This is a genomic window from Knoellia sp. p5-6-4, from assembly GCF_029222705.1.
Classification (GTDB): Bacteria; Actinomycetota; Actinomycetes; order Actinomycetales; family Dermatophilaceae; genus Pedococcus_A.
On record NZ_JARGZF010000002.1, the window covers coordinates 131,178 to 149,549 of the forward strand.

Consider the following 18,372-nt stretch of genomic DNA (forward strand, 5'->3'; position numbering starts at 1 on the left):
ATCCGGATTCGTTATGCGATGCATAACTGTCCATTATCTGATAATGCCGGCGGGGGTACTCCCCCGGCCGCCCCTGCCCCGTCCGGCCGGGCCTTCGCGACGGGCTGCGCCCTAGGACCGAGACCGACCGAGCGCGGTCACGAGGTCGCCGAGCTCTCGTTCGACAGCGCCGATGAGGAGGTCGACGTCGGGCACGGCCTCACCGTCCGCCGTGATGCCGACCGTCAGCCTGCCCGCGTAGGTGACCATCGCCGCGCTGGCCCGGACCTCCTGCGCGGTGGGGACGTACGGCACCAGCTCGAGCAGCCGCCGGCCGGCGAGGTACTGCGGCTCCACCGGACCGGGGATGTTGGACGCGACGACGTTGACCCGCCCCTGGCCCGAGCGCCCGTACGCCCGGGCCCCGTGGGCGACCAGTGCCGCGGGGATGTGGTCGGCCATCCGGACCACCGCTGCCGTGGCGTCGGCCACCTCACAAGCCTTCTGCTCGGCCGTCCGCGCGGCCACCGCAGCCAGCCGAGCCGCGGGGTCGGGCAGGTGCACGGGCAGCTCCACGAACATGGCCGAGGAGAGGTTTCCCAGCCTCCCGGGCTCTCCGGGCACCCGGCGCGACACCGGCACGATCGCCCGGAGCACCATGCCGTCCAAGGCCTCCCCGCGGCCCAGCAGCCACCGCCGGTAGCCGCCCGTGAGCGCGGCGAGGAACACGTCGTTGACCGTGCACCCCGCGGTCCGTGCGACCGCGGTGACATCGGCGAGGTCCGCCCCGGCCCAGCCCCAGACCCTCAGGGAGCTCAACGGGCCGTTGAGGATCGACGGCGGCAGGTCTGGCCGGAGCACCTGGGCCAGCCCGAACCGGAGCTGCTCGACACGGCGTCGCGCCCCCCGAGGGGCCAGGAGCGAACGCACGACCAGCCGAATCGCGCGAGGTGGCAGGAGGACCAGCCAGGCCAAGGAGTCGCCCGCCAACCCGAGGAGCGACGGGGTGGGCCGGGGGCCGTCGTCCACCGGCCGTGGTCGAGCTCCGCCAGGTGCATCGGCCAGAAGGGCCCGCACCAGGTCGACCCCCGACTTCCCGTCGACCATCGTGTGGTGTGCCTTGGCCACCACGGCCCAACGTCCCCCGGCCAGGCCATCGACCTGCCACACCTCCCAGAGCGGTCGGTCGGCGTCCAGGCGCGGTGCCATGAGGTGCGCCACCAGGCCACGCAGCTGGGAGTGGTCGCCAGGGGCAGGGAGCACGGCGTGGTGCACCTGCTCGGCAGGGTCGAAGCCTGTCGCGTCCACCCAGATCGGCCGGCCGAGGTCCAGCGGCATCCTGCGCACCCGTCGACGGAGGATCGGCACGGCCGCCACCCTCGTCGCGACGTGCTCACGGAACAGGGTGGGGTCCGGCGCGGGACCGTCGAGCACCAACACCGACCCGACGTGCAGCGACTGGGTGGGGGTCTCCATCGGCAGGAAGATCGCGTCGAGGGCGCTGAGCCGGTCCGCGCGGGTCACCCGGGCAGTGTGGCACCGCCGCGCGTGCCACGGCGGTGACGGGACGTTGGTCCCTGCCGAGACGGTGGGGAGCACCACACCATCGAGGGGACGCGACGCGCACGGTCGTCGCCGGACCCGTGACCGACCGGAAGGCAGGGCACCATGGCCGAGCACGCCGCCAGTGGACGACCGTCGAAGGCGCTCCGAAGGGTGCTCGTCCCCCTCGCCCTCGCTCAGTTCATCTGCAGCTTCGCCGGGTCGAACATGAACGTGATGATCAACGACATGAGCGAGGACCTCGACACCACCGTCCAGGGCATCCAGGTCGCCATCACCATCTTCCTGCTCGTCATGGCGGCGCTCATGGTCCCCGGGGGGAAGCTGACCGACCGCTACGGCCGCAAGCGGCTGTTCACGCTGGGTCTCGTGGTCTACGGCATCGGCGCGCTGCTGAGCGCGGCGGCGCCGGGTCTGGGCATCCTCATCCTCGGCAACTCCATCCTCGAGGGCGTCGGCACGGCGCTGCTGATCCCGCCGGTCTACATCCTCACGACGCTGCTGTTCACCGAGGTCACCTCGCGCGCCCGCGCGTTCGGGGCGATCAGCGCGGCGGGAGGCATCGGCGCAGCGGCAGGACCGCTCATCGGCGGCCTCATCACCTCAGCCATCAGCTGGCGCGCCGCCTTCGTCTTCCAGGCGCTGGTCATCGCGGTGATCGTCCTGTTGAGCCGCCATGTCGAGGACCCCCTGCCGCCGGACCCCACACGGCCCTTCGACACCGGCGGAGCGGTGCTGTCGTCCGTCGGCCTCATCCTGGTCGTCAGTGGCATCATGGCGACCGACAACAACATCTGGCTGATGCTCGGCCTGGTGGCGGCCGGCTCACTCCTGCTGCTGTGGTTCTTCCTGTCGATGCGCGCCAAGGAGCGTGCTGGCAAGGAGGCCCTGCTGTCGACCGGCCTGTTCCGCAACCGCACGTCCAACCTCGGACTCATCACCCAGAACGCCCAGTGGCTGATGTTGATGGGTGTCTCGTTCACGGTCGCGGCCTACCTGCAGGTGGTGCGCGGCTACGACGCGATCGAGACCGGCGTGATCTTCACGGCAGCCACGGTCGGCCTGCTGGCGTCGTCGCTCGGCGCCGAGCGGTTCGCGAAGCGGCGTGCGCAGCGGACCCTCATCATGGGGGGCTTCGTCCTCACGACGGTCGGGCTCGTCGTCTTCCTCGCCATGGTGTCCCTGGCCGTGTCGAAGGACGCCACGAGCGCCTGGGTCTTCGCGCCCGGACTCTTCCTGACCGGACTGGGAGTCGGTCTCATGCTGACGCCGTCGGTCAACGTGGTGCAGTCGGCCTTCGGTGACGAGCTCCAGGGCGAGATCTCCGGACTGTCGCGCAGCGTGTCCAACCTGGGCTCGTCGCTCGGCACCGCTGTCGCCGGCACGATCCTCGTGGCGGGCATCACGACCACCCCGGAGCGCTCCTACGGGCTGGCCCTGGCCGTGCTGGCCGTCATCGGAGTCGCGGGAGTGGTGGCCTCGGCGATGCTGCCCCGTACTCCCGCTCCGGTCGCCGCGGCCCAGGAGGCAACGGCCTGACCGGCCGGCGGGCACGCTGACCGGGTACCGGCGTCAGGCGAGCGAGATGAGGTCGAGGTAGTCCTGGCCCCAGAGGTCCTCCACCCCGTCGGGCAGCAGGAGGATCCGCTCGGGCTCGAGCGCCTCGACAGCGCCCTCGTCGTGGGTCACGAGCACCACTGCGCCCTTGTAGGTGCGCAACGCACCGAGGATCTCCTCGCGCGAGGCCGGGTCGAGGTTGTTCGTGGGCTCGTCGAGGAGCAGCACGTTCGCCGACGAGACGACCAGCATCGCCAGCGACAGGCGGGTCTTCTCGCCGCCGGAGAGCACCCCGGCAGGCTTGTCGACGTCGTCACCGCTGAACAGGAACGACCCCAGCACCTTGCGCACCTCGGTCTCGCCGAAGGTGTCGGGCGCGGCCGATTTCATGTTCTCGAGCACGGAGCGTGAGACGTCGAGGTTCTCGTGCTCCTGGGCGTAGTAGCCCAGGCGCAGGCCGTGACCCGGCTCCACCTGCCCTGTGTCGGGGGCGTCGACGCCCGCGAGCATGCGCAGCAGCGTGGTCTTGCCGGCGCCGTTGAGCCCGAGGACGACCACGCGCGAGCCGCGGTCGATGGCGAGGTCGACGTCGGTGAAGACCTCCTGCGAACCGTAGGAGCGCGACAGGCCGCTGGCCCGCAGCGGCGTCTTCCCGCACGGGGCGGGGTCGGGGAAGCGGAGCTTGGCCACCTTGTCCTGGGTGCGCTCCCCTTCGACCCCTGCCAGCATCCGCTCGGCGCGGCGCATCATGTTCTGTGCCGCGACGGCCTTGGTGGCCTTGGCCCGCATCTTCTCGGCCTGCTCCATGAGGGCCGAGGCCTTCTTCTGCGCGTTGGCGAGCTCGCGCTTCCGGCGCCGCTCGTCGGTCTCGCGCTGCTGGAGGTAGGGCTTCCAGCCGACGTTGTAGACGTCGACCTCGGCGCGGTTGGCGTCGAGGTGGAAGACGCGGTTGACCACGGCGTCGAGCAGCTCGACGTCGTGGCTGATGACCACGAGGCCACCCTTGTAGCCCTTGAGGTAGTCGCGCAGCCAGGCGATCGAGTCGGCGTCGAGGTGGTTGGTCGGCTCGTCGAGGAGCAGCGTCTCGGCTCCGGAGAACAGGATCCGCGAGAGCTCCACGCGGCGGCGCTGGCCTCCGGAGAGAGTCGACAGCGGCTGCCCGAGTACCCGCTCGTCGAGCCCGAGGGCGGAGGCGATCGACGCGGCCTCGGACTCCGCGGCATACCCACCACGCGCGGTGAACTCGCCCTCCAGTCGGGAGTACCGGCGCATCGCCTTCTCGCGGGTGTCGTCGTCGGCGTCGGCCATCGCCTTCTCGGCGGTGCGCATGTCGGTGATGATGCGGTCGAGCCCGCGCGCGGAGAGCACCCGGTCGCGCGCCAGCACGTGCAGGTCGCCCGTACGCGGGTCCTGCGGCAGGTACCCGACCTGCCCGGAGGTGGTGACGCTCCCCGCGGCCGGCTGGCCCTGGCCGGCCAGGACCTTGGTGAGGGTGGTCTTCCCGGCTCCGTTGCGGCCGACGAGACCGACACGGTCCCCGGCGGCGATGCGGAAGGTGGCATTGTCGAGCAGCAGGCGCGAACCCGCGCGCAGCTCGATCCCGCTGGCGGCGATCACTACGTAACTCCAGACATCGGTTCGGGTGCCACACTGCCCGCGCAAGGGCGGCAGGCGCTCGCATCAGTTGCGGTTGCGCCGCTGAGGGGCTGAGATCACTAGTCTACGAGAGTGATCAGGGCGCGCCCGTCACGCCCAGTCCCCGCGGAGGTCCGATGAGCTTCAACGACAACGTCCAGCTCGACACCTCGCAGGTGTCGTCCGGCGGGGGCGGTGGGCGAGGCGGCATGGTCGTCGGTGGGGGTCTCGGCGGCCTCATCCTGGTGATCATCCTCATGATCTTCGGCATCAACCCCGGCGACCTGCCCGGCACCGGCACCGACCCCGGTGGGAGCGGACAGGTCGAGCCGGGCGGCGAGCAGAGCGGCGACGCCTTCGCCGAGTGCAAGACCGGCGCCGACGCCAACCGCAACGTGGAGTGCCGCGTCATCGGCACGGTGAACTCGGTGCAGGACTACTGGGCATCGGAGCTCCCCCGCTACGGCAAGGAGTACCCACCGGCCAAGACCGTGCTCTACAAGGGCGCCACCCAGTCGGGCTGCGGTACCGCCTCCAACCAGGTCGGGCCGTTCTACTGCCCGCTCGACCAGCAGATCTACATCGACGCCGACTTCTTCTCCATCCTCGAGTCCCAGTTCGGCGCCGACGACGGCTCCCTCGCCCAGATGTACGTCGTGGCGCACGAGTACGGCCACCACCTGCAGAACGTCCTCGGCCTGCTGGACCGGGCGCAGCAGGACCCCCAGGGCGCCGAGAGCGGGGCCGTGCGCGTCGAGCTGATGGCCGACTGCCTCGCCGGTGTCTGGGCCAACCACGCCGCCACCACCAAGGACGAGAAGGGCGTCACCTACCTCAAGCCGCTGACGCAGTCCGACATCGAGTCAGCCCTCTCAGCCGCCGCCGCCGTCGGCGACGACCGCATCCAGGAGAAGACCCAGGGCCGGGTGAACCCCGAGTCCTGGACCCACGGCTCGGCCGAGGCCCGCCAGAAGTGGTTCCTCACCGGCTACCAGAAGGGCAACCTCAACTCCTGCGACACCTTCGCCGTCGAGTCGGTCTACTGAGCCCGAGCGGCGTCCGGCTCGTCGAGGTCGACCCACACGGCGCGCCCCCGCCGCAGCGCATCCTGCAGCACCGCGAGCTTCGGGTCCGGCAGATCGTAGAGCTCCCGGCGGGGCAGCGCGTCCAGGTGCGCGAGGCGGGGGTCCGCCAGCACGTCGCGCACCAGCGCCCGGTCTCCCCCGACGACGATCCCCTGCAGCCCGGAACCCTGGGGCAGCAGGCGCAGCGCGTGCTCGGCCACCGCCCGCACGAGCTCGTCGGCCTGGTTGCCGCGGCGGCGCGCGAAGCGCTGCTGCGACCACCCGCCGGCCGCCGTGCGGGATTGGACGTACCGCGTACCGCACTTGTGCGCGGTGAGCCGATCCGCGTGGGCCAGCCCCACGGCATACCCGCCTCTGCGCACCAGCACGAGGCCGAGCGGGTCGTGCGGGAACGACGTGCACACGGCCACCGCGCCGTCCCCGCCCTCGGCACGCACGACGGCGCCCTCCTCGGTGAGGAGGGCGCCGTCGTGACGCTCGGCGAAGCCGTCCAGCCAGCGGATGACCCGCTCGGGGCCGACCTCGAGCCGCCTGGTCACGGGCGTGGTCTCAGCGGGCTCAGAGGTTGAAGCCCAGGGCGCGGAGCTGCTCGCGGCCGTCGTCGGTGATCTTGTCCGGGCCCCACGGCGGCATCCAGACCCAGTTCACGCGGTAGGACGCGACGAGACCCTCCAGGGCCTGCTGCGTCTGGTCCTCGATGACGTCGGTCAGCGGGCAGGCGGCGCTGGTGAGCGTCATGTCGATGACGGCGTGGTTCTGGGCGTCGACGGTGATGCCGTAGACGAGGCCGAGGTCGACGACGTTGATCCCGAGCTCGGGGTCGACGACATCGCGCATGGCCTCCTCGACGTCGGCGACGTTCGCGGGCAGCTGCTGCGTGTCGGTCATGCTGTCTCTCCTCTGGTCTCGGATGAGAGGTCTGTGGCTGTGGTGGTGTCGATGCCCGAGCGGTTCAACGCGTCAGTGAAGGCCATCCATCCCAGCAGGGCGCACTTCACGCGGGCCGGGTACTTCGCGACGCCGGCGAAGGCCACGCCGTCGCCGATGGCCTCCTCGTCGCCGGGGTCCGTGCCCCTCGACGTGAGCATGGCGCGCATCGCCTCGTGGGTGCGCAGAGCCTGCTCGACGGTGTGGCCCACGACCTCGTCGGTGAGCACCGAGGTCGACGCCGTGGAGATGGAGCAGCCGAGGGTGTCGTAGGAGACGTCCTCGACGACGGCCTCACGGCCCGAGCCCGATAGGTGCACGCGGAGGGTCACCTCGTCGCCGCAGGTGGGGTTCACGTGGTGCACCTCGGCGTCGTAGGGCTCGCGCAGGCCGGCGTGGTGCGGTCGCTTGCTGTGCTCGAGGATGAGCTCCTGGTAGAGGTCCATCAGCTCGCCACCCCGAAGACCTCGGGCACGCGGTCGAGCGCCGTCAGAAGCGCCTCGACCTCGTCGAGGGTGTTGTATGCCGCGAAGCTGGCGCGCGCGGTCGCCGTCGCCCCGAAGCGCCGGTGCAGCGGCCAGGCGCAGTGGTGGCCGACGCGGACGGCGACGCCCTGGTCGTCGAGCACCTGGCCCACGTCGTGGGCGTGCACGCCCTCGGCGACGAACGAGACGGCCCCGACCCGGTCGGCAGTGTCGGCGGGCCCGACGAGCCGCACCCAGGGACGCTGTGCGAGCCCCTCGAGGAGCGCCTCGGTGAGCGCGTGGTCATGGGCGGCCACGCGGTCCATCCCCAGGCCCTGGAGGTACTCCACGGCAGCGCCCAGGCCCACGGCCTGCATCGCGTTGGGCGAACCGGCCTCGAAGCGCTGCGGCGGGGCGGCATACGTGCTGCCCTCCATCCGCACCGTCTCGATCATCGAGCCACCGGTGATGAACGGCGGCATCTGCTCGAGCACCTCGTAGCGCCCCCAGAGCACGCCGACGCCGGTCGGGCCGAACATCTTGTGCCCCGAGAAAGCGGCGAGGTCGACCCCGAGCCCGCGCACGTCCATCGGCAGGTGGGGGGCGCCCTGGCAGGCGTCCAGCACGCTCAGGGCACCCACGGCGCGTGCAGCGTCAGCGAGCTCACGCACGGGGTTGACGGTGCCGAGCACGTTGGACACGTGCGCGAACGCGAACACCTTGGTGCGCTCGGTGAGCAGGCTGCCGAGGTCGGTGAGGTCCAGCCGCCCCTCGTCGGTCAGCGGGAGCCAGCGCAGGGTTGCTCCCGTGCGGCGGCAGAGCTCCTGCCACGGCACGAGGTTGGCGTGGTGCTCCATCTCGGTGATGAGCACCTCGTCGCCCTCGCGCAGGTCGAGGCGAGGGTCCTTCACCTGCCCGGCCACGGAGTTGGAGAACGCGTAGGCCGCGAGGTTGAGCGACTCGGTGGCGTTCTTGGTGAACACCACCTCCTCGGCGCGGCCACCCACGAACCCGGCAATCGTGGCGCGCGCACCCTCGTAGCGGTCGGTCGCCTCCTCCGAGAGCTGGTGCGCCCCACGGTGCACGGCCGCGTTGGCCTCCTCGGCCCAGGCGCGCTCGGCGTCGAGGGCCTGCACCACCCGGTGCGAGGTCGCACCGGAGTCGAGGTAGACCAGCGGCTTCCCGTCGCGCACGGTGCGCGACAGGATCGGGAAGTCGGCCCGGATGCGGGCCGACTCCCCTGCGCTGAAGGGCGCTGCGCTCACGTGGATGCTCTCGCTGCTCTCGGTGGTGGGCTCGGTGGTGGGCTCGCCGGCCGGGTCAGGCGTTGGCCGGCAGGAAACGGTCGTAGCCCTCGGCCTCGAGGCGGTCGGCCAGCTCCGGGCCACCCTCCTCGACGATCTTGCCGTCGACGAAGACGTGCACGAAGTCGGGCTTGATGTAGCGCAGGATCCGCGTGTAGTGCGTGATCAGCAGGACGCCGACCTCGGTGTTCTCCTTGGCGCGGTTGACGCCCTCGGAGACCACCCGCAGCGCGTCCACGTCGAGGCCGGAGTCGGTCTCGTCGAGGACGGCGATCTTCGGCTTCAGCAGCTCCATCTGCAGGATCTCGTGCCGCTTCTTCTCGCCGCCGGAGAAGCCCTCGTTGACGTTGCGCTCGGCGAACGCGGGGTCCATGCGCAGGTTGCCCATGGCCTCCTTGACGTCCTTGACCCAGGTGCGCAGCTTCGGGGCCTGGCCGTCGACGGCCGTCTTGGCGGTGCGCAGGAAGTTCGACACGGTCACGCCGGGCACCTCGACCGGGTACTGCATGGCGAGGAAGAGGCCAGCGCGGGCGCGCTCGTCGACGCTCATCGCGAGGACGTCCTCGCCGTCGAGGGTGACGGTGCCGCCGGTGATCGTGTACTTCGGGTGGCCCGCGATGGAGTAGGCCAGCGTCGACTTGCCGGAGCCGTTGGGGCCCATGATCGCGTGGGTCTCGCCCGACTTCACGGTGAGGTCGACGCCGCGCAGGATCTCCTTGACGCCGTTCTCGGTGTCGACGGTGACGGTCAGGCCGCGGATTTCCAGGGTGGACATAGGTTCAGCTCTCCTTGGGAACGGCGACGTAGACGTCGTCACCGTCGATCTTGACGGGGTAGACAGCGACAGGGACGGTGGCGGGCGGGCCGGAGGGCTCACCGGTGACGAGGTTGAACCGCGAGCCGTGCAGCCAGCACTCGAGGGTGCAGCCCTCGAGCTCGCCCTCGGACAGCGAGACGTTCGCGTGCGTGCAGGTGTCGTTGACGGCGTGCACGTGGCCGTTCTCGTCCCGGGCGATCGCGATGACCGTCCCGTTGACGTCGGCCGCGGCCACGCCCACCTCGGGCAGCTCGTCGAGCCGGCAGACACGCACGAAGTCGGCGTCGGTGATCTCCTGCACGGCGGTGTTCTCGGCCGTCATGCGGCGCCCTCGCTGCGCTCGGCGGACTCGATGCCGCCCAGCTCCGCGTCGATGGCGGCCATGAGGTGCTCCTGCACCTGGGGAACGCCGATGCGGCCGATGATGCTGGCGAAGAAGCCGCGCACCACGAGCCGACGGGCCGTCGCCTCGTCGATGCCACGGGACTGCAGGTAGAACAGCTGCTCGTCGTCGAAGCGGCCGGTCGCCGAGGCGTGGCCGGCGCCGACGATCTCGCCGGTCTCGATCTCGAGGTTGGGCACCGAGTCGGCGCGGGCGCCGTCGGTGAGGATGAGGTTGCGGTTCAGCTCGTAGGTGTCGGTGCCCTCGGCTGCCGCGCGGATCAGCACGTCGCCGACCCAGACGGTGTGGGCGGTCTCGCCCTGGAGAGCGCCCTTGTACTCGACGTTGGAGGTGCAGTGCGGCGCCTCGTGGTCGACGAACAGCCGGTGCTCCTGGTGCTGGCCGGCGTCGGCGAAGTAGACGCCGAGACCCTCGAACGAGCCGCCGGGACCGGAGTAGCGGGTGTTGGTCGACACGCGCACGATCTCGCCGCCGAGGGTGACCACCACGTGCTTGAGGTGGGCGTCGCGGCCGACGAGGGCGTCGTGCTGGGCGAGGTGGATCGCGTCGTCGGCCCACTCCTGGACGCTGACGACCGTCAGGTCGGCGCCGTCGCCCACCCGGATCTCCACGCCGGCGTTGTGCTGCACGGAGCCGGAGTGCTGGAGCACGACGGTCGCGCGGCTGTGCCGGCCCGCCTCGATGACGGTGTGGCCGTTGCCGCGGCCCGCGCCGGTGCCGGTGACTCGCACGAAGACCGGCGTCTCGAGCTCGGCCTCCTTGGCGATGCCCACGTAGAGCGCACGCTCGGTGCCCGCCCAGGCCGTGACCGCGGCACGGTCGGCCGGGCGGTAGGCGGTACCGACACGATCGTCGTCCATCGGCAGGCTGAGCAGCTCGACGCCCTCGGGCGCCTCCGAATCCACCGTGACGGCGCGCTCAGAGCTGCCCTCCTCGGCGAAGAGGCCGGAGAGCCGGTCCACGGGGGTGAAGCGCCAGTCCTCCTCACGGCCGCCGGGCACGGCGAAGTCCGCGACGGCATACGAGGTCCTGCGCTCGGCGCGGGACTGGTCCGGGACCATCGTCTCGGCCGAGTGCGTGTGCGCTCCCTCGGTGGGGCGGGGCTTGTCTGCCAGAAGGCTCATCAGCCGACGGCTCCTTCCATCTGCAGCTCGATCAGGCGGTTCAGCTCGAGGGCGTACTCCATGGGCAGCTCGCGCGCGATGGGCTCGACGAAGCCGCGCACGATCATGGCCATGGCCTCCTCCTCGGTGAGGCCGCGGGACATCAGGTAGAACAGCTGGTCCTCGGAGACCTTGGACACGGTCGCCTCGTGGCCCATCTTCACGTCGTCCTCGCGGATGTCGACGTAGGGGTAGGTGTCGGAGCGGCTGATGTTGTCGACCAGCAGCGCGTCGCAGACGACCGAGCTCTTCGAGCCGTGCGCGCCCTCCATGATCTGGACCAGGCCGCGGTAGGAGGTGCGGCCGCCGCCACGGGCCACCGACTTCGACACGATGGTCGAGGAGGTGTTGGGCGCGGCGTGGACCATCTTGGAGCCGGCGTCCTGGTGCTGGCCCTCGCCGGCGAAGGCGATCGACAGCGTCTCGCCCTTGGCGTGCTCGCCGAGCAGGAAGACGGCCGGGTACTTCATGGTGACCTTGGAGCCGATGTTGCCGTCGATCCACTCCATGGTGGCGCCCTCGGCGGCGGTGGCCCGCTTGGTGACGAGGTTGTACACGTTGTTCGACCAGTTCTGGATGGTCGTGTAGCGCACGCGGGCGTTCTTCTTCACGACGATCTCGACGACCGCGGAGTGCAGCGAGTCGGACTTGTAGATCGGCGCGGTGCAGCCCTCGACGTAGTGCACGTAGGAGCCCTCGTCGGCGATGATCAGGGTCCGCTCGAACTGGCCCATGTTCTCGGTGTTGATCCGGAAGTAGGCCTGCAGCGGGATGTCGACGTGCACGCCCGGCGGGACGTAGATGAACGAGCCACCCGACCAGACGGCGGTGTTGAGCGAGGCGAACTTGTTGTCGCCGGCCGGGATGACGCTGGCGAAGTACTCGCGGAACAGGTCCTCGTGCTCGCGCAGGCCGGTGTCGGTGTCGACGAAGATGACGCCCTTCTCCTCCAGGTCCTCGCGGATCTGGTGGTAGACGACCTCCGACTCGTACTGGGCGGCGACACCGGCGATGAGGCGCTGCTTCTCCGCCTCCGGGATGCCGAGCCTGTCGTAGGTGTTCTTGATGTCCTCGGGCAGCTCGTCCCAGGTGGTCGCCTGCTTCTCCGTCGACTTCACGAAGTACTTGATGTTCTGGAAGTCGATGCCCGACAGGTCCGAGCCCCAGTTGGGCATGGGCTTCTTGTCGAACAGGCGCAGCGACTTCAGGCGCAGCTTGAGCATCCACTCGGGCTCGTTCTTGCGCGCCGAGATGTCGCGGACGACCTCCTCGTTGAGGCCACGCCGAGCGGAGGCCCCAGCGGTGTCGCTGTCAGCCCAGCCGTACTCGTAGCGCCCGAGGTCCTTCAGACCCGGGTTCAGCTCTTCGATGGTGCTCATCGCGTGGACCCTTTCGTGGTTTCTGCGGTGGGGGTGGTCGTGCTCATGGCGCTGGGCCCGGGGGCGACATCGCCCCTGGGCGGGACAGTGGGGGTGGGAACGAAGGTGGTGCACACGTGGTCGCCGTGCGCCAGCGTCGCGAGCCGCTGCACGTGCACGCCGAGCAGCCGCGAGAACGCATCTGTTTCAGCGTCACAGAACTGGGGAAATTCCCGAGCCACGTGCTGCACGGGGCAGTGCCCCTGGCACAGCTGTATGCCGGTGAGCGGGCCTGCGCTTCCGGCCGCCGCCCCCACGGGGCGTGCGGAGGCCGCGAAGCCGTCCCGGGTGAGGGCCTGCACCAGGGCCGCCGTACGGGCCTGCCGGTCCTCGCCCGCCTCGGCGAGCTCCGCGGCATACCGGGCCTCGAGCTCGGCGACCCGCTGCTGGGCGAAGCGCGTCACGGCGCCCTCCCCCGCGGCGTCCGCGAGGAAGCGCAGGGCGTCGGTGGCGAGGTGGTCGTAGTCGGACTCGAGGGCCTGGTGGCCGGCCTCCGCCATCACGTAGGCGCGCGCGGGGCGCCCGCGGCCACGGTGGCCGGTGACCGCCTCGCGGCTGCTGATCAGGCCGAGCTCGACGAGGTTGTCGAGGTGGCGGCGCACCGCCGCAGCGGTCAGGCCGAGCTGGTCTGCGAGGGACGCCGCGGTGATGGGTCCACTCTCGCTGATCGCCTGCAACACCCGGTCGCGCGTGCGCGACTCGAGGACCTGCGGCTGGGCCGCACCGTCCTGGCGTTCGTGTCCGGCGATAAACACAACAGTGATGTTACGTAATTGCCGGGAGAGGGGAAAGGAAGGTCTGCCTAACCTCTGCCGATCCCGCAGAAATCAGTCGAGCAGGCCCCGCTGGCGGGCCACGGCCACGGCCTCACCGCGCCCGGTGGCGCCGAGCTTGGCCATGATGTTGGAGACGTGCACGCTGGCCGTTTTTGCGCTGATGAACAGCTGGGTGCCGATCTGCTTGTTGCTCCGGCCGAGGGCGACCAGCGAGAGGATCTCGTGCTCACGCGGTGTCAGGTGCTCCGCCGGGCGTGCCGCCGCGTCGCGCAGCGGGGGGCGGTGGCCGGTGAGGGGTCGCAGCTCGGCGAGCAGCGGACGGGCCCCGAGCCTGGTGGCCGTCTCGGTGGCAGCCGCAGCCTCGGCCTCGGCACGCGGGTCGCCGCCCGCGGAGAGCACCGCCGCGAGCCGGGCCCGGGACCGCGCGCCCTCGAACGCGTGGCCGTAACCCTCGAACCGCCGCACCGCCTCCGACCAGGCCCCCTCGAGGTCGGCCTGTCCGGGGTCCGCGCCAGTGAGCCATCGCAGCCGCAGCAGCTCGGCCTCCGCCCTGGCGGCCCAGGCGCTCGCCTCGGGGCCGCCGTTGCCCGAGGCGTCGGACTCCTGCCAGACCTCTCGGGCCACGGCCGCCAGCTCCTCACCACGCACCAGCAGCTCGTGGCGGGCCGCGCCGGCGGTGGTGGCGGCATGGCTGGCCAGCTGTCCCAGCAGCAGGGCGCTGAGGCGCACCCGGGCCTGGAACCGCGGGCGCCAGAGCCGGTTCAGCAGGGTGACGACCTCGTCGTGGGCTGCGACGGCGGCCGCCAGGTCTCCGGCGTCGCCGTGCAGGTCGATCGCGGCACTGCCGCTCAGCAGCGCCACCAGTCCCTCGGTCTCCCACCAGCGACGGGTGCTCGGCACCACGTCGAGGGCGGCCGTGTCGCCGCGGCCGGCGGCGACGTAGAGCAGTGCGGCGTCGAGCAGGGCCCGGGCCATCAGCGGCGCATCGGCCCCGTCGTGGGCCAGGATCTCCTCGGCCTGGGCCCAGTCGCCGAGCTCGTACGCGGCGATGCCGCCGAGCAGCCGGCACTCGAGGGCGTACGGCGCCCACTCGCGCCCACCGGCCCTGGCCCGGGAGGCCCCGCGGCGGTAGATCTCCAGCGCCTGAGACAGCCGCCCCGCCCGGTGGTGCAGCGACCCGAGGTGGTGCAGGGCGCGGCTCTCTGCGGGCGTCCCCTGCACCGCCGGGTCCTCGAGGATCCGCTCCAGCGCGTGCTGCGACTCCTCCGGGTTGCCGGTCCGCTCGCGGACCTTGGCCAGCACGACCCGCACCTCGTCGGCCACGTCCCGCAGCTCGAACTGCTCGGCGACGGCGATCGCGTCGTCGCCCGCCCGGGTCGCCTCGTCGTCGCGGCCGCGGTCGGCCAGCGCCTGGGCGTGGGCGCCGAGCAGGCGGGCGCGCAGGGGTCCCTGGTCCTCGGGCGGGAGCAGGCTGAGGGCCTCCTTGGTCACCGCAAGGGTGTCGACGGGGTTCTCCGTCAAGCGGGCCGTGGTCGCCACCGCACCGAGGAGCTCGGCCCGACCGGCGGCGTCGGCGAGCTGCGGCCGGCGGGTCAGCCTGTCCTGGAGCAGGTCGAGCGCCTTGTAGGCGCGACCGGTGCTGGTGGCTGCCGCGGCGGCGCGCACGGTCAGGGAGTCGGCGGAGGGGTGGTCGTCGGCCAGCAGCGCCAGTGCCTGCTTGTAGTGGCGCCAGGCCTCCTCCGGCCCGCCCACGGCCATCGCCGCGTCGCCGGCGCGCGCACTGGCGTCGAGCGCCTCCTCGCGGTGTCCCGCGGCGAGGGCGTGGCGGGCCAGGTCCGCCCAGGTGCCGAGCGAGGGGTCCTCGGCGAACGCGGCGGCATACCGCTCGTGGGCCCGGACCCGCTCCCCCGGCAGCAGGTCGTCATAGACCGTCTCCGCCAGCAGGGCGTGGCGGAAGGCGTAGCCGCCGGTGTCGGTGGGGACGAGCACGTGGTGCTCGACGGCGTCGCGGATGGCGACGTCGAGCTCGGCGTCGGACAGGTCGACGACCTCGGACAGCAGCCGGTGCGAGACCTGGCGCCCCGCAGCGGCAGCCAGCCGTACGACCTGCTGGCCCGCGTCGCCGAGCTGTTCGAAGCGCACGAGCAGCAGGCGCGAGAGGTCCTCGGTCGAGCCCGGCCTGCCCAGCGCACTGGCCGCGGTGAGCTCCTCGGCGAAGAACGCGTTGCCCTCGGCACGCTCGACCACTGCCTGCACCTCGCGCTCCCCCAGCTCGCTGCCGCCGAGCCCGCGGACGATCTCGCGCACGTGCCGGTCGGCCAGCGGGGCGAGGTCGAGCCGCTGCACCGAAGCCAGACGAGCCCAGTGGGCCAGCGTCGCGCGCAGCGGGTGGCGGCGGTGCAGGTCGTCGCTGCGGTAGGAGGCGACCAGCGACACCGGGCCGGCGAAGCCGCGCGTGAAGAGCAGGCTCAGCAGGTCGCGGGAGGACTGGTCGGCCCAGTGGACGTCCTCGACCACGACGAGCACCGGCCCCTGCTGGGCGAGGTCCTCGAGGGCGGCGTGCACCGCCTCGACGAGGTCGGCCCGGTCGAGGGCGCCGGCCTCGTCGGTCCCACCTCCGCGGCGACGGCTGGGGAACAGGCGGGCGAGGTGCGGATGGGCCCCGATGACCGCGTCGACCTGGTCGGGTGCCGTGGCCTCGAGCCGGCCGAGCATCTCCGTGAACGGCAGGTAGGGCAGCGAGCTGCCCACCTCTCCGAGGCAGTGGCCGGTGAGCACCAGCCACCCCTGCTCGCGGGCGTGCGCCGTGAGCTCGGTCAGCAGCCGGGTCTTGCCGATGCCCGCGTCGCCGGAGAGGACGACCATGCCGGTCCGGCCCGCCGCCGGGTCGAGACCCAGCAGGCGCGACAGGCGCTCGCAGTCGTCGTCGCGGCCCACGAAGAGGCCGCCAGCAGGGGCATCCAGTGGCACACCGCAGATTATGTCGGAGTGCTCTGACAATGCAGCCTGCTGGCGGCCGATTGGGACGAGCGTCGCGGTCATCGCCGGGCCGCGCAGCCGGTCAGGCGGGCCGCACCTGCGTGGCGTGGCGGTGGTGCAGCCTGACGTGCAGCCGCTCGGCCCAGCGGTGGCCGTGGCGCCGGCTCGACGCGACCCGGCCCGAGCCGGCGGCGAAGAGCTGGCGACGGTAGTCGAGCTCGGCGTTGACGAACAGCGGGTCTCCATACATGGGGTGCTCCTTGTGCGGTGGCCCCGTCGTCGGGGCCTGGTCGGTGGTTCCTGGTGATGCTTCGACTGTGCTCGTCTGAGGTGGGTCGCCACATTGGGCTGCTGCCCTATCTCTGCGGGTCGGCCGCCTCAGACCGGCGCCTGAGGGGGTCTGAGGCCGGCTGAGGTCGCTTGAGGACGGCCGTGGCGCTCTGGCCTCAGGCCGGGCGGAGGGTGCCGCTGGTGCGGCGGGGCCGGCTGGGGCGCCAGGTCGGCCACTGCAGCCGACGCTGCCGGCGCTGCGGCCGGAGCGAGGCACCCGAGAGGTTCTCGCGCTTCCAGCTGAGCTCGGCCGCCACGGTGAGGGGGTGGGCGATGAGGTTCATGGTTGCTCCTTCGGTGGTGCCTCAACACTGCGCCCCTGAGGTGACCGGGCACATGGGGAAAGTGCCCACACCCTTGAACGGGTCCGGCACCTCAGGCGTGACCTGAGGCCCCCGCCCACCTCAGGCGCTCGCTGCCGGGGCGACCTCCGGCGCACGAGCCCTGCGACCTAGACTCGCCGGGTGCCCGCAGCCGTCGTCGTGACCGACCTCCGCAAGCAGTTCGGGTCCGTGACCGCCCTCGACGGCGTCACCTGGCAGGCCGAGCCGGGACGGGTGACCGCCGTGCTCGGACCCAACGGCGCGGGCAAGACGACCATGGTGGAGTGCTGCGAGGGCCTGCGCCGCCCGGACTCCGGCACCGTGCGCGTGCTGGGCGCCGACCCGTGGCACGCCTCGGCCGAGCACCGGGCCAGGGTCGGCGTGATGCTGCAGGACGGTGGCCTGCCCAACGCCGCACGCCCGGTGGCGCTGCTGCGCCACCTCGCCCAGATGTATGCCGCGCCGCGACCGGTCGACGACCTCGCCGCCCAGCTGGGCATCGATCGCTTCTCCGGCACGTCGGTGCGCCGCCTCTCCGGGGGCCAGCGGCAGCGGGTGGCCCTCGCCGCCGCCCTGGTCGGCGCCCCCGACGTGGTCTTCCTCGACGAGCCCAGCGCGGGACTCGACCCGCACGCCCGCCTCGACGTCTGGGACCTCGTGCGCTCGGTCGCCGCCGAGGGCACGGCCGTCGTGCTCACGACCCACTCGTTCGAGGAGGCCGAGCGGATCGCCGACGAGATCGTCATCGTCGCCGACGGACGGGTCGTGGCCGAGGGCAGCCGCGAGGAGATCACGGCCGGGCGGTCCTTGGAGAACGTCTACTTCGAGCTGACCCGCAGGAGCCCGCGATGAGCCAGCGGACCCTCGGCCGCGCTGCGCCGGCGCCCCAGCGCATCGCCGCCCAGGCCCGCTTCGAGACCCTCACCATGCTGCGCAACGGCGAGCAGCTGCTCGTCGCCATCGTGCTGCCGGCCATGGTGCTCGCCGGACTCGTGGCCACCTCCTTCGTCCCGCTCGGAGCCGGGCGACGGGTCGACGTGGTGGTGCCGGGCGTGCTCGCCCTGTGCGTCATCTCCTCCGGCTTCACGGGCGTCGCGATCGCCACCGGCTTCGACCGCCGGTACGGCGTGCTGCGCCTGCTCGGCGCGAGCCCCCTGGGACGGCTGGGCCTGCTCGTGGGCAAGGCGGCAGCCGTGCTGAGCGTGGTCGCCGTGCAGTTCACCGTCATCGGAGGGCTGGGCCTTACCCTGGGCTGGGAGCCGCGCTGGTCCGGCACACCGGCTGCGCTGGTGTCGACCCTCCTCGGCACCTGGGCCTTCGTCGCGCTGGCCCTGCTCCTGGGCGGCACGGTGCGCGCCGAGGGCGTGCTGGCGCTGGCCAACCTCGTGTGGGTGCTGCTGCTGACCCTCGGTGGGGTGGTGGTCCCGACCAGCCGGTTGCCCGAGGGGCTGGCACGGCTCGTCGAGGTGCTCCCGTCGGCGGCCCTGGGCGACAGCCTGCGTGCCGCCCTCCTCCACGGCCAGGTGCCCCTCGGTGACTGGCTGGTGCTGGTGGTCTGGGCGGCGGCTGCGACCGCGCTCGCCTCCCGTTTCTTCCGGTGGAGCGACTGAGCGCACCCGCTGCCGCAGACCGGTGGCACCGTGCCCGGG

At 71.9% G+C, this 18,372-nt stretch carries 18 protein-coding genes; 4 read left to right on the top strand and 14 right to left on the bottom strand.

The genetic code is table 11. The annotated features are described in order from the left end of the window. Positions 1-111: 111 nt before the first annotated feature. Complete coding sequence (locus P2F65_RS12075; RefSeq protein ID WP_275807820.1) at positions 112-1,503, bottom strand: wax ester/triacylglycerol synthase family O-acyltransferase; 1,392 nt, start codon at positions 1,501-1,503, stop codon at positions 112-114. A 144-nt stretch (positions 1,504-1,647) separates the two neighbouring features. Here P2F65_RS12075 and P2F65_RS12080 point away from each other — a divergent pair, with 144 nt between their 5' ends. Continuing rightward, positions 1,648-3,081 (top strand): MFS transporter, encoded by a 1,434-nt coding sequence (locus P2F65_RS12080; RefSeq protein WP_275807823.1) that lies wholly within the window; start codon positions 1,648-1,650, stop codon positions 3,079-3,081. A gap of 33 nt (positions 3,082-3,114) precedes the next feature. Here the strand turns inward: P2F65_RS12080 and P2F65_RS12085 are convergent, their stop codons facing one another. Further along, the gene (locus P2F65_RS12085) at positions 3,115-4,716 is read right to left on the bottom strand and encodes an ABC-F family ATP-binding cassette domain-containing protein (protein ID WP_275807826.1); all 1,602 of its coding nucleotides are present in this window, start codon (positions 4,714-4,716) and stop codon (positions 3,115-3,117) included. A 155-nt stretch (positions 4,717-4,871) separates the two neighbouring features. On the opposite strand from P2F65_RS12085, the gene P2F65_RS12090 reads away from it, so the two are divergent. Continuing rightward, positions 4,872-5,780, top strand: coding sequence for a neutral zinc metallopeptidase (locus tag P2F65_RS12090; protein WP_275807829.1), 909 nt, complete (start codon positions 4,872-4,874; stop codon positions 5,778-5,780). On the opposite strand, the gene P2F65_RS12095 is transcribed toward P2F65_RS12090, so the two are convergent. The 12 genes from P2F65_RS12095 to P2F65_RS12150 all read right to left on the bottom strand — a co-directional run bounded on the left by P2F65_RS12095 (position 5,774) and on the right by P2F65_RS12150 (position 16,684). After that, positions 5,774-6,358, bottom strand: coding sequence for an acVLRF1 family peptidyl-tRNA hydrolase (locus P2F65_RS12095; protein WP_275807832.1), 585 nt, complete (start codon positions 6,356-6,358; stop codon positions 5,774-5,776). The genes P2F65_RS12090 and P2F65_RS12095 overlap by 7 nt on opposite strands. A 19-nt stretch (positions 6,359-6,377) precedes the next feature. Then, positions 6,378-6,707: a metal-sulfur cluster assembly factor gene (locus tag P2F65_RS12100; RefSeq protein WP_275807835.1), complete on the bottom strand. Its 330-nt coding sequence runs from the start codon at positions 6,705-6,707 to the stop codon at positions 6,378-6,380. Further along, complete coding sequence (gene sufU / locus P2F65_RS12105) at positions 6,704-7,192, bottom strand: Fe-S cluster assembly sulfur transfer protein SufU (RefSeq protein WP_275807837.1); 489 nt, start codon at positions 7,190-7,192, stop codon at positions 6,704-6,706. The genes P2F65_RS12100 and sufU overlap by 4 nt, the downstream gene beginning before the upstream one ends. Then, entirely contained in the window at positions 7,192-8,475 is a 1,284-nt protein-coding gene (locus P2F65_RS12110) for a cysteine desulfurase (protein ID WP_275807840.1), read from the bottom strand. Before P2F65_RS12110 ends, sufU begins: the two co-directional genes overlap by 1 nt. Before the next feature lie 55 nt (positions 8,476-8,530). Next, on the bottom strand, positions 8,531-9,289 hold the full coding sequence (sufC, locus tag P2F65_RS12115; protein WP_275807843.1) for a Fe-S cluster assembly ATPase SufC: 759 nt from the start codon (positions 9,287-9,289) through the stop codon (positions 8,531-8,533). Positions 9,290-9,293: 4 nt separating this feature from the next. Continuing rightward, entirely contained in the window at positions 9,294-9,653 is a 360-nt protein-coding gene (locus P2F65_RS12120; protein ID WP_275807845.1) for a non-heme iron oxygenase ferredoxin subunit, read from the bottom strand. After that, positions 9,650-10,858: a Fe-S cluster assembly protein SufD gene (gene sufD, locus P2F65_RS12125; RefSeq protein ID WP_275807848.1), complete on the bottom strand. Its 1,209-nt coding sequence runs from the start codon at positions 10,856-10,858 to the stop codon at positions 9,650-9,652. Before sufD ends, P2F65_RS12120 begins: the two co-directional genes overlap by 4 nt. Continuing rightward, the gene (sufB, locus tag P2F65_RS12130; protein ID WP_275807852.1) at positions 10,858-12,276 is read right to left on the bottom strand and encodes a Fe-S cluster assembly protein SufB; all 1,419 of its coding nucleotides are present in this window, start codon (positions 12,274-12,276) and stop codon (positions 10,858-10,860) included. The genes sufD and sufB overlap by 1 nt, the downstream gene beginning before the upstream one ends. Next, complete coding sequence (locus tag P2F65_RS12135) at positions 12,273-13,064, bottom strand: helix-turn-helix domain-containing protein (protein WP_275810621.1); 792 nt, start codon at positions 13,062-13,064, stop codon at positions 12,273-12,275. Before P2F65_RS12135 ends, sufB begins: the two co-directional genes overlap by 4 nt. Positions 13,065-13,142: 78 nt before the next feature. After that, a complete protein-coding gene (locus tag P2F65_RS12140) occupies positions 13,143-16,061 on the bottom strand; it encodes a LuxR family transcriptional regulator (RefSeq protein ID WP_275807855.1) in 2,919 nt (972 codons plus the stop codon). A gap of 91 nt (positions 16,062-16,152) precedes the next feature. Further along, positions 16,153-16,320 (bottom strand): hypothetical protein, encoded by a 168-nt coding sequence (locus tag P2F65_RS12145; protein ID WP_275807858.1) that lies wholly within the window; start codon positions 16,318-16,320, stop codon positions 16,153-16,155. 196 nt (positions 16,321-16,516) lie between these two features. After that, on the bottom strand, positions 16,517-16,684 hold the full coding sequence (locus tag P2F65_RS12150; protein WP_275807861.1) for a hypothetical protein: 168 nt from the start codon (positions 16,682-16,684) through the stop codon (positions 16,517-16,519). Between the two features lie 180 nt (positions 16,685-16,864). Between P2F65_RS12150 and P2F65_RS12155 the strand changes: the two genes are divergently transcribed. Further along, entirely contained in the window at positions 16,865-17,575 is a 711-nt protein-coding gene (locus P2F65_RS12155) for an ABC transporter ATP-binding protein (RefSeq protein ID WP_275807864.1), read from the top strand. Further along, a complete protein-coding gene (locus tag P2F65_RS12160; protein ID WP_275807867.1) occupies positions 17,572-18,333 on the top strand; it encodes an ABC transporter permease in 762 nt (253 codons plus the stop codon). Before P2F65_RS12155 ends, P2F65_RS12160 begins: the two co-directional genes overlap by 4 nt. The last annotated feature ends 39 nt before the right edge of the window (positions 18,334-18,372 follow it).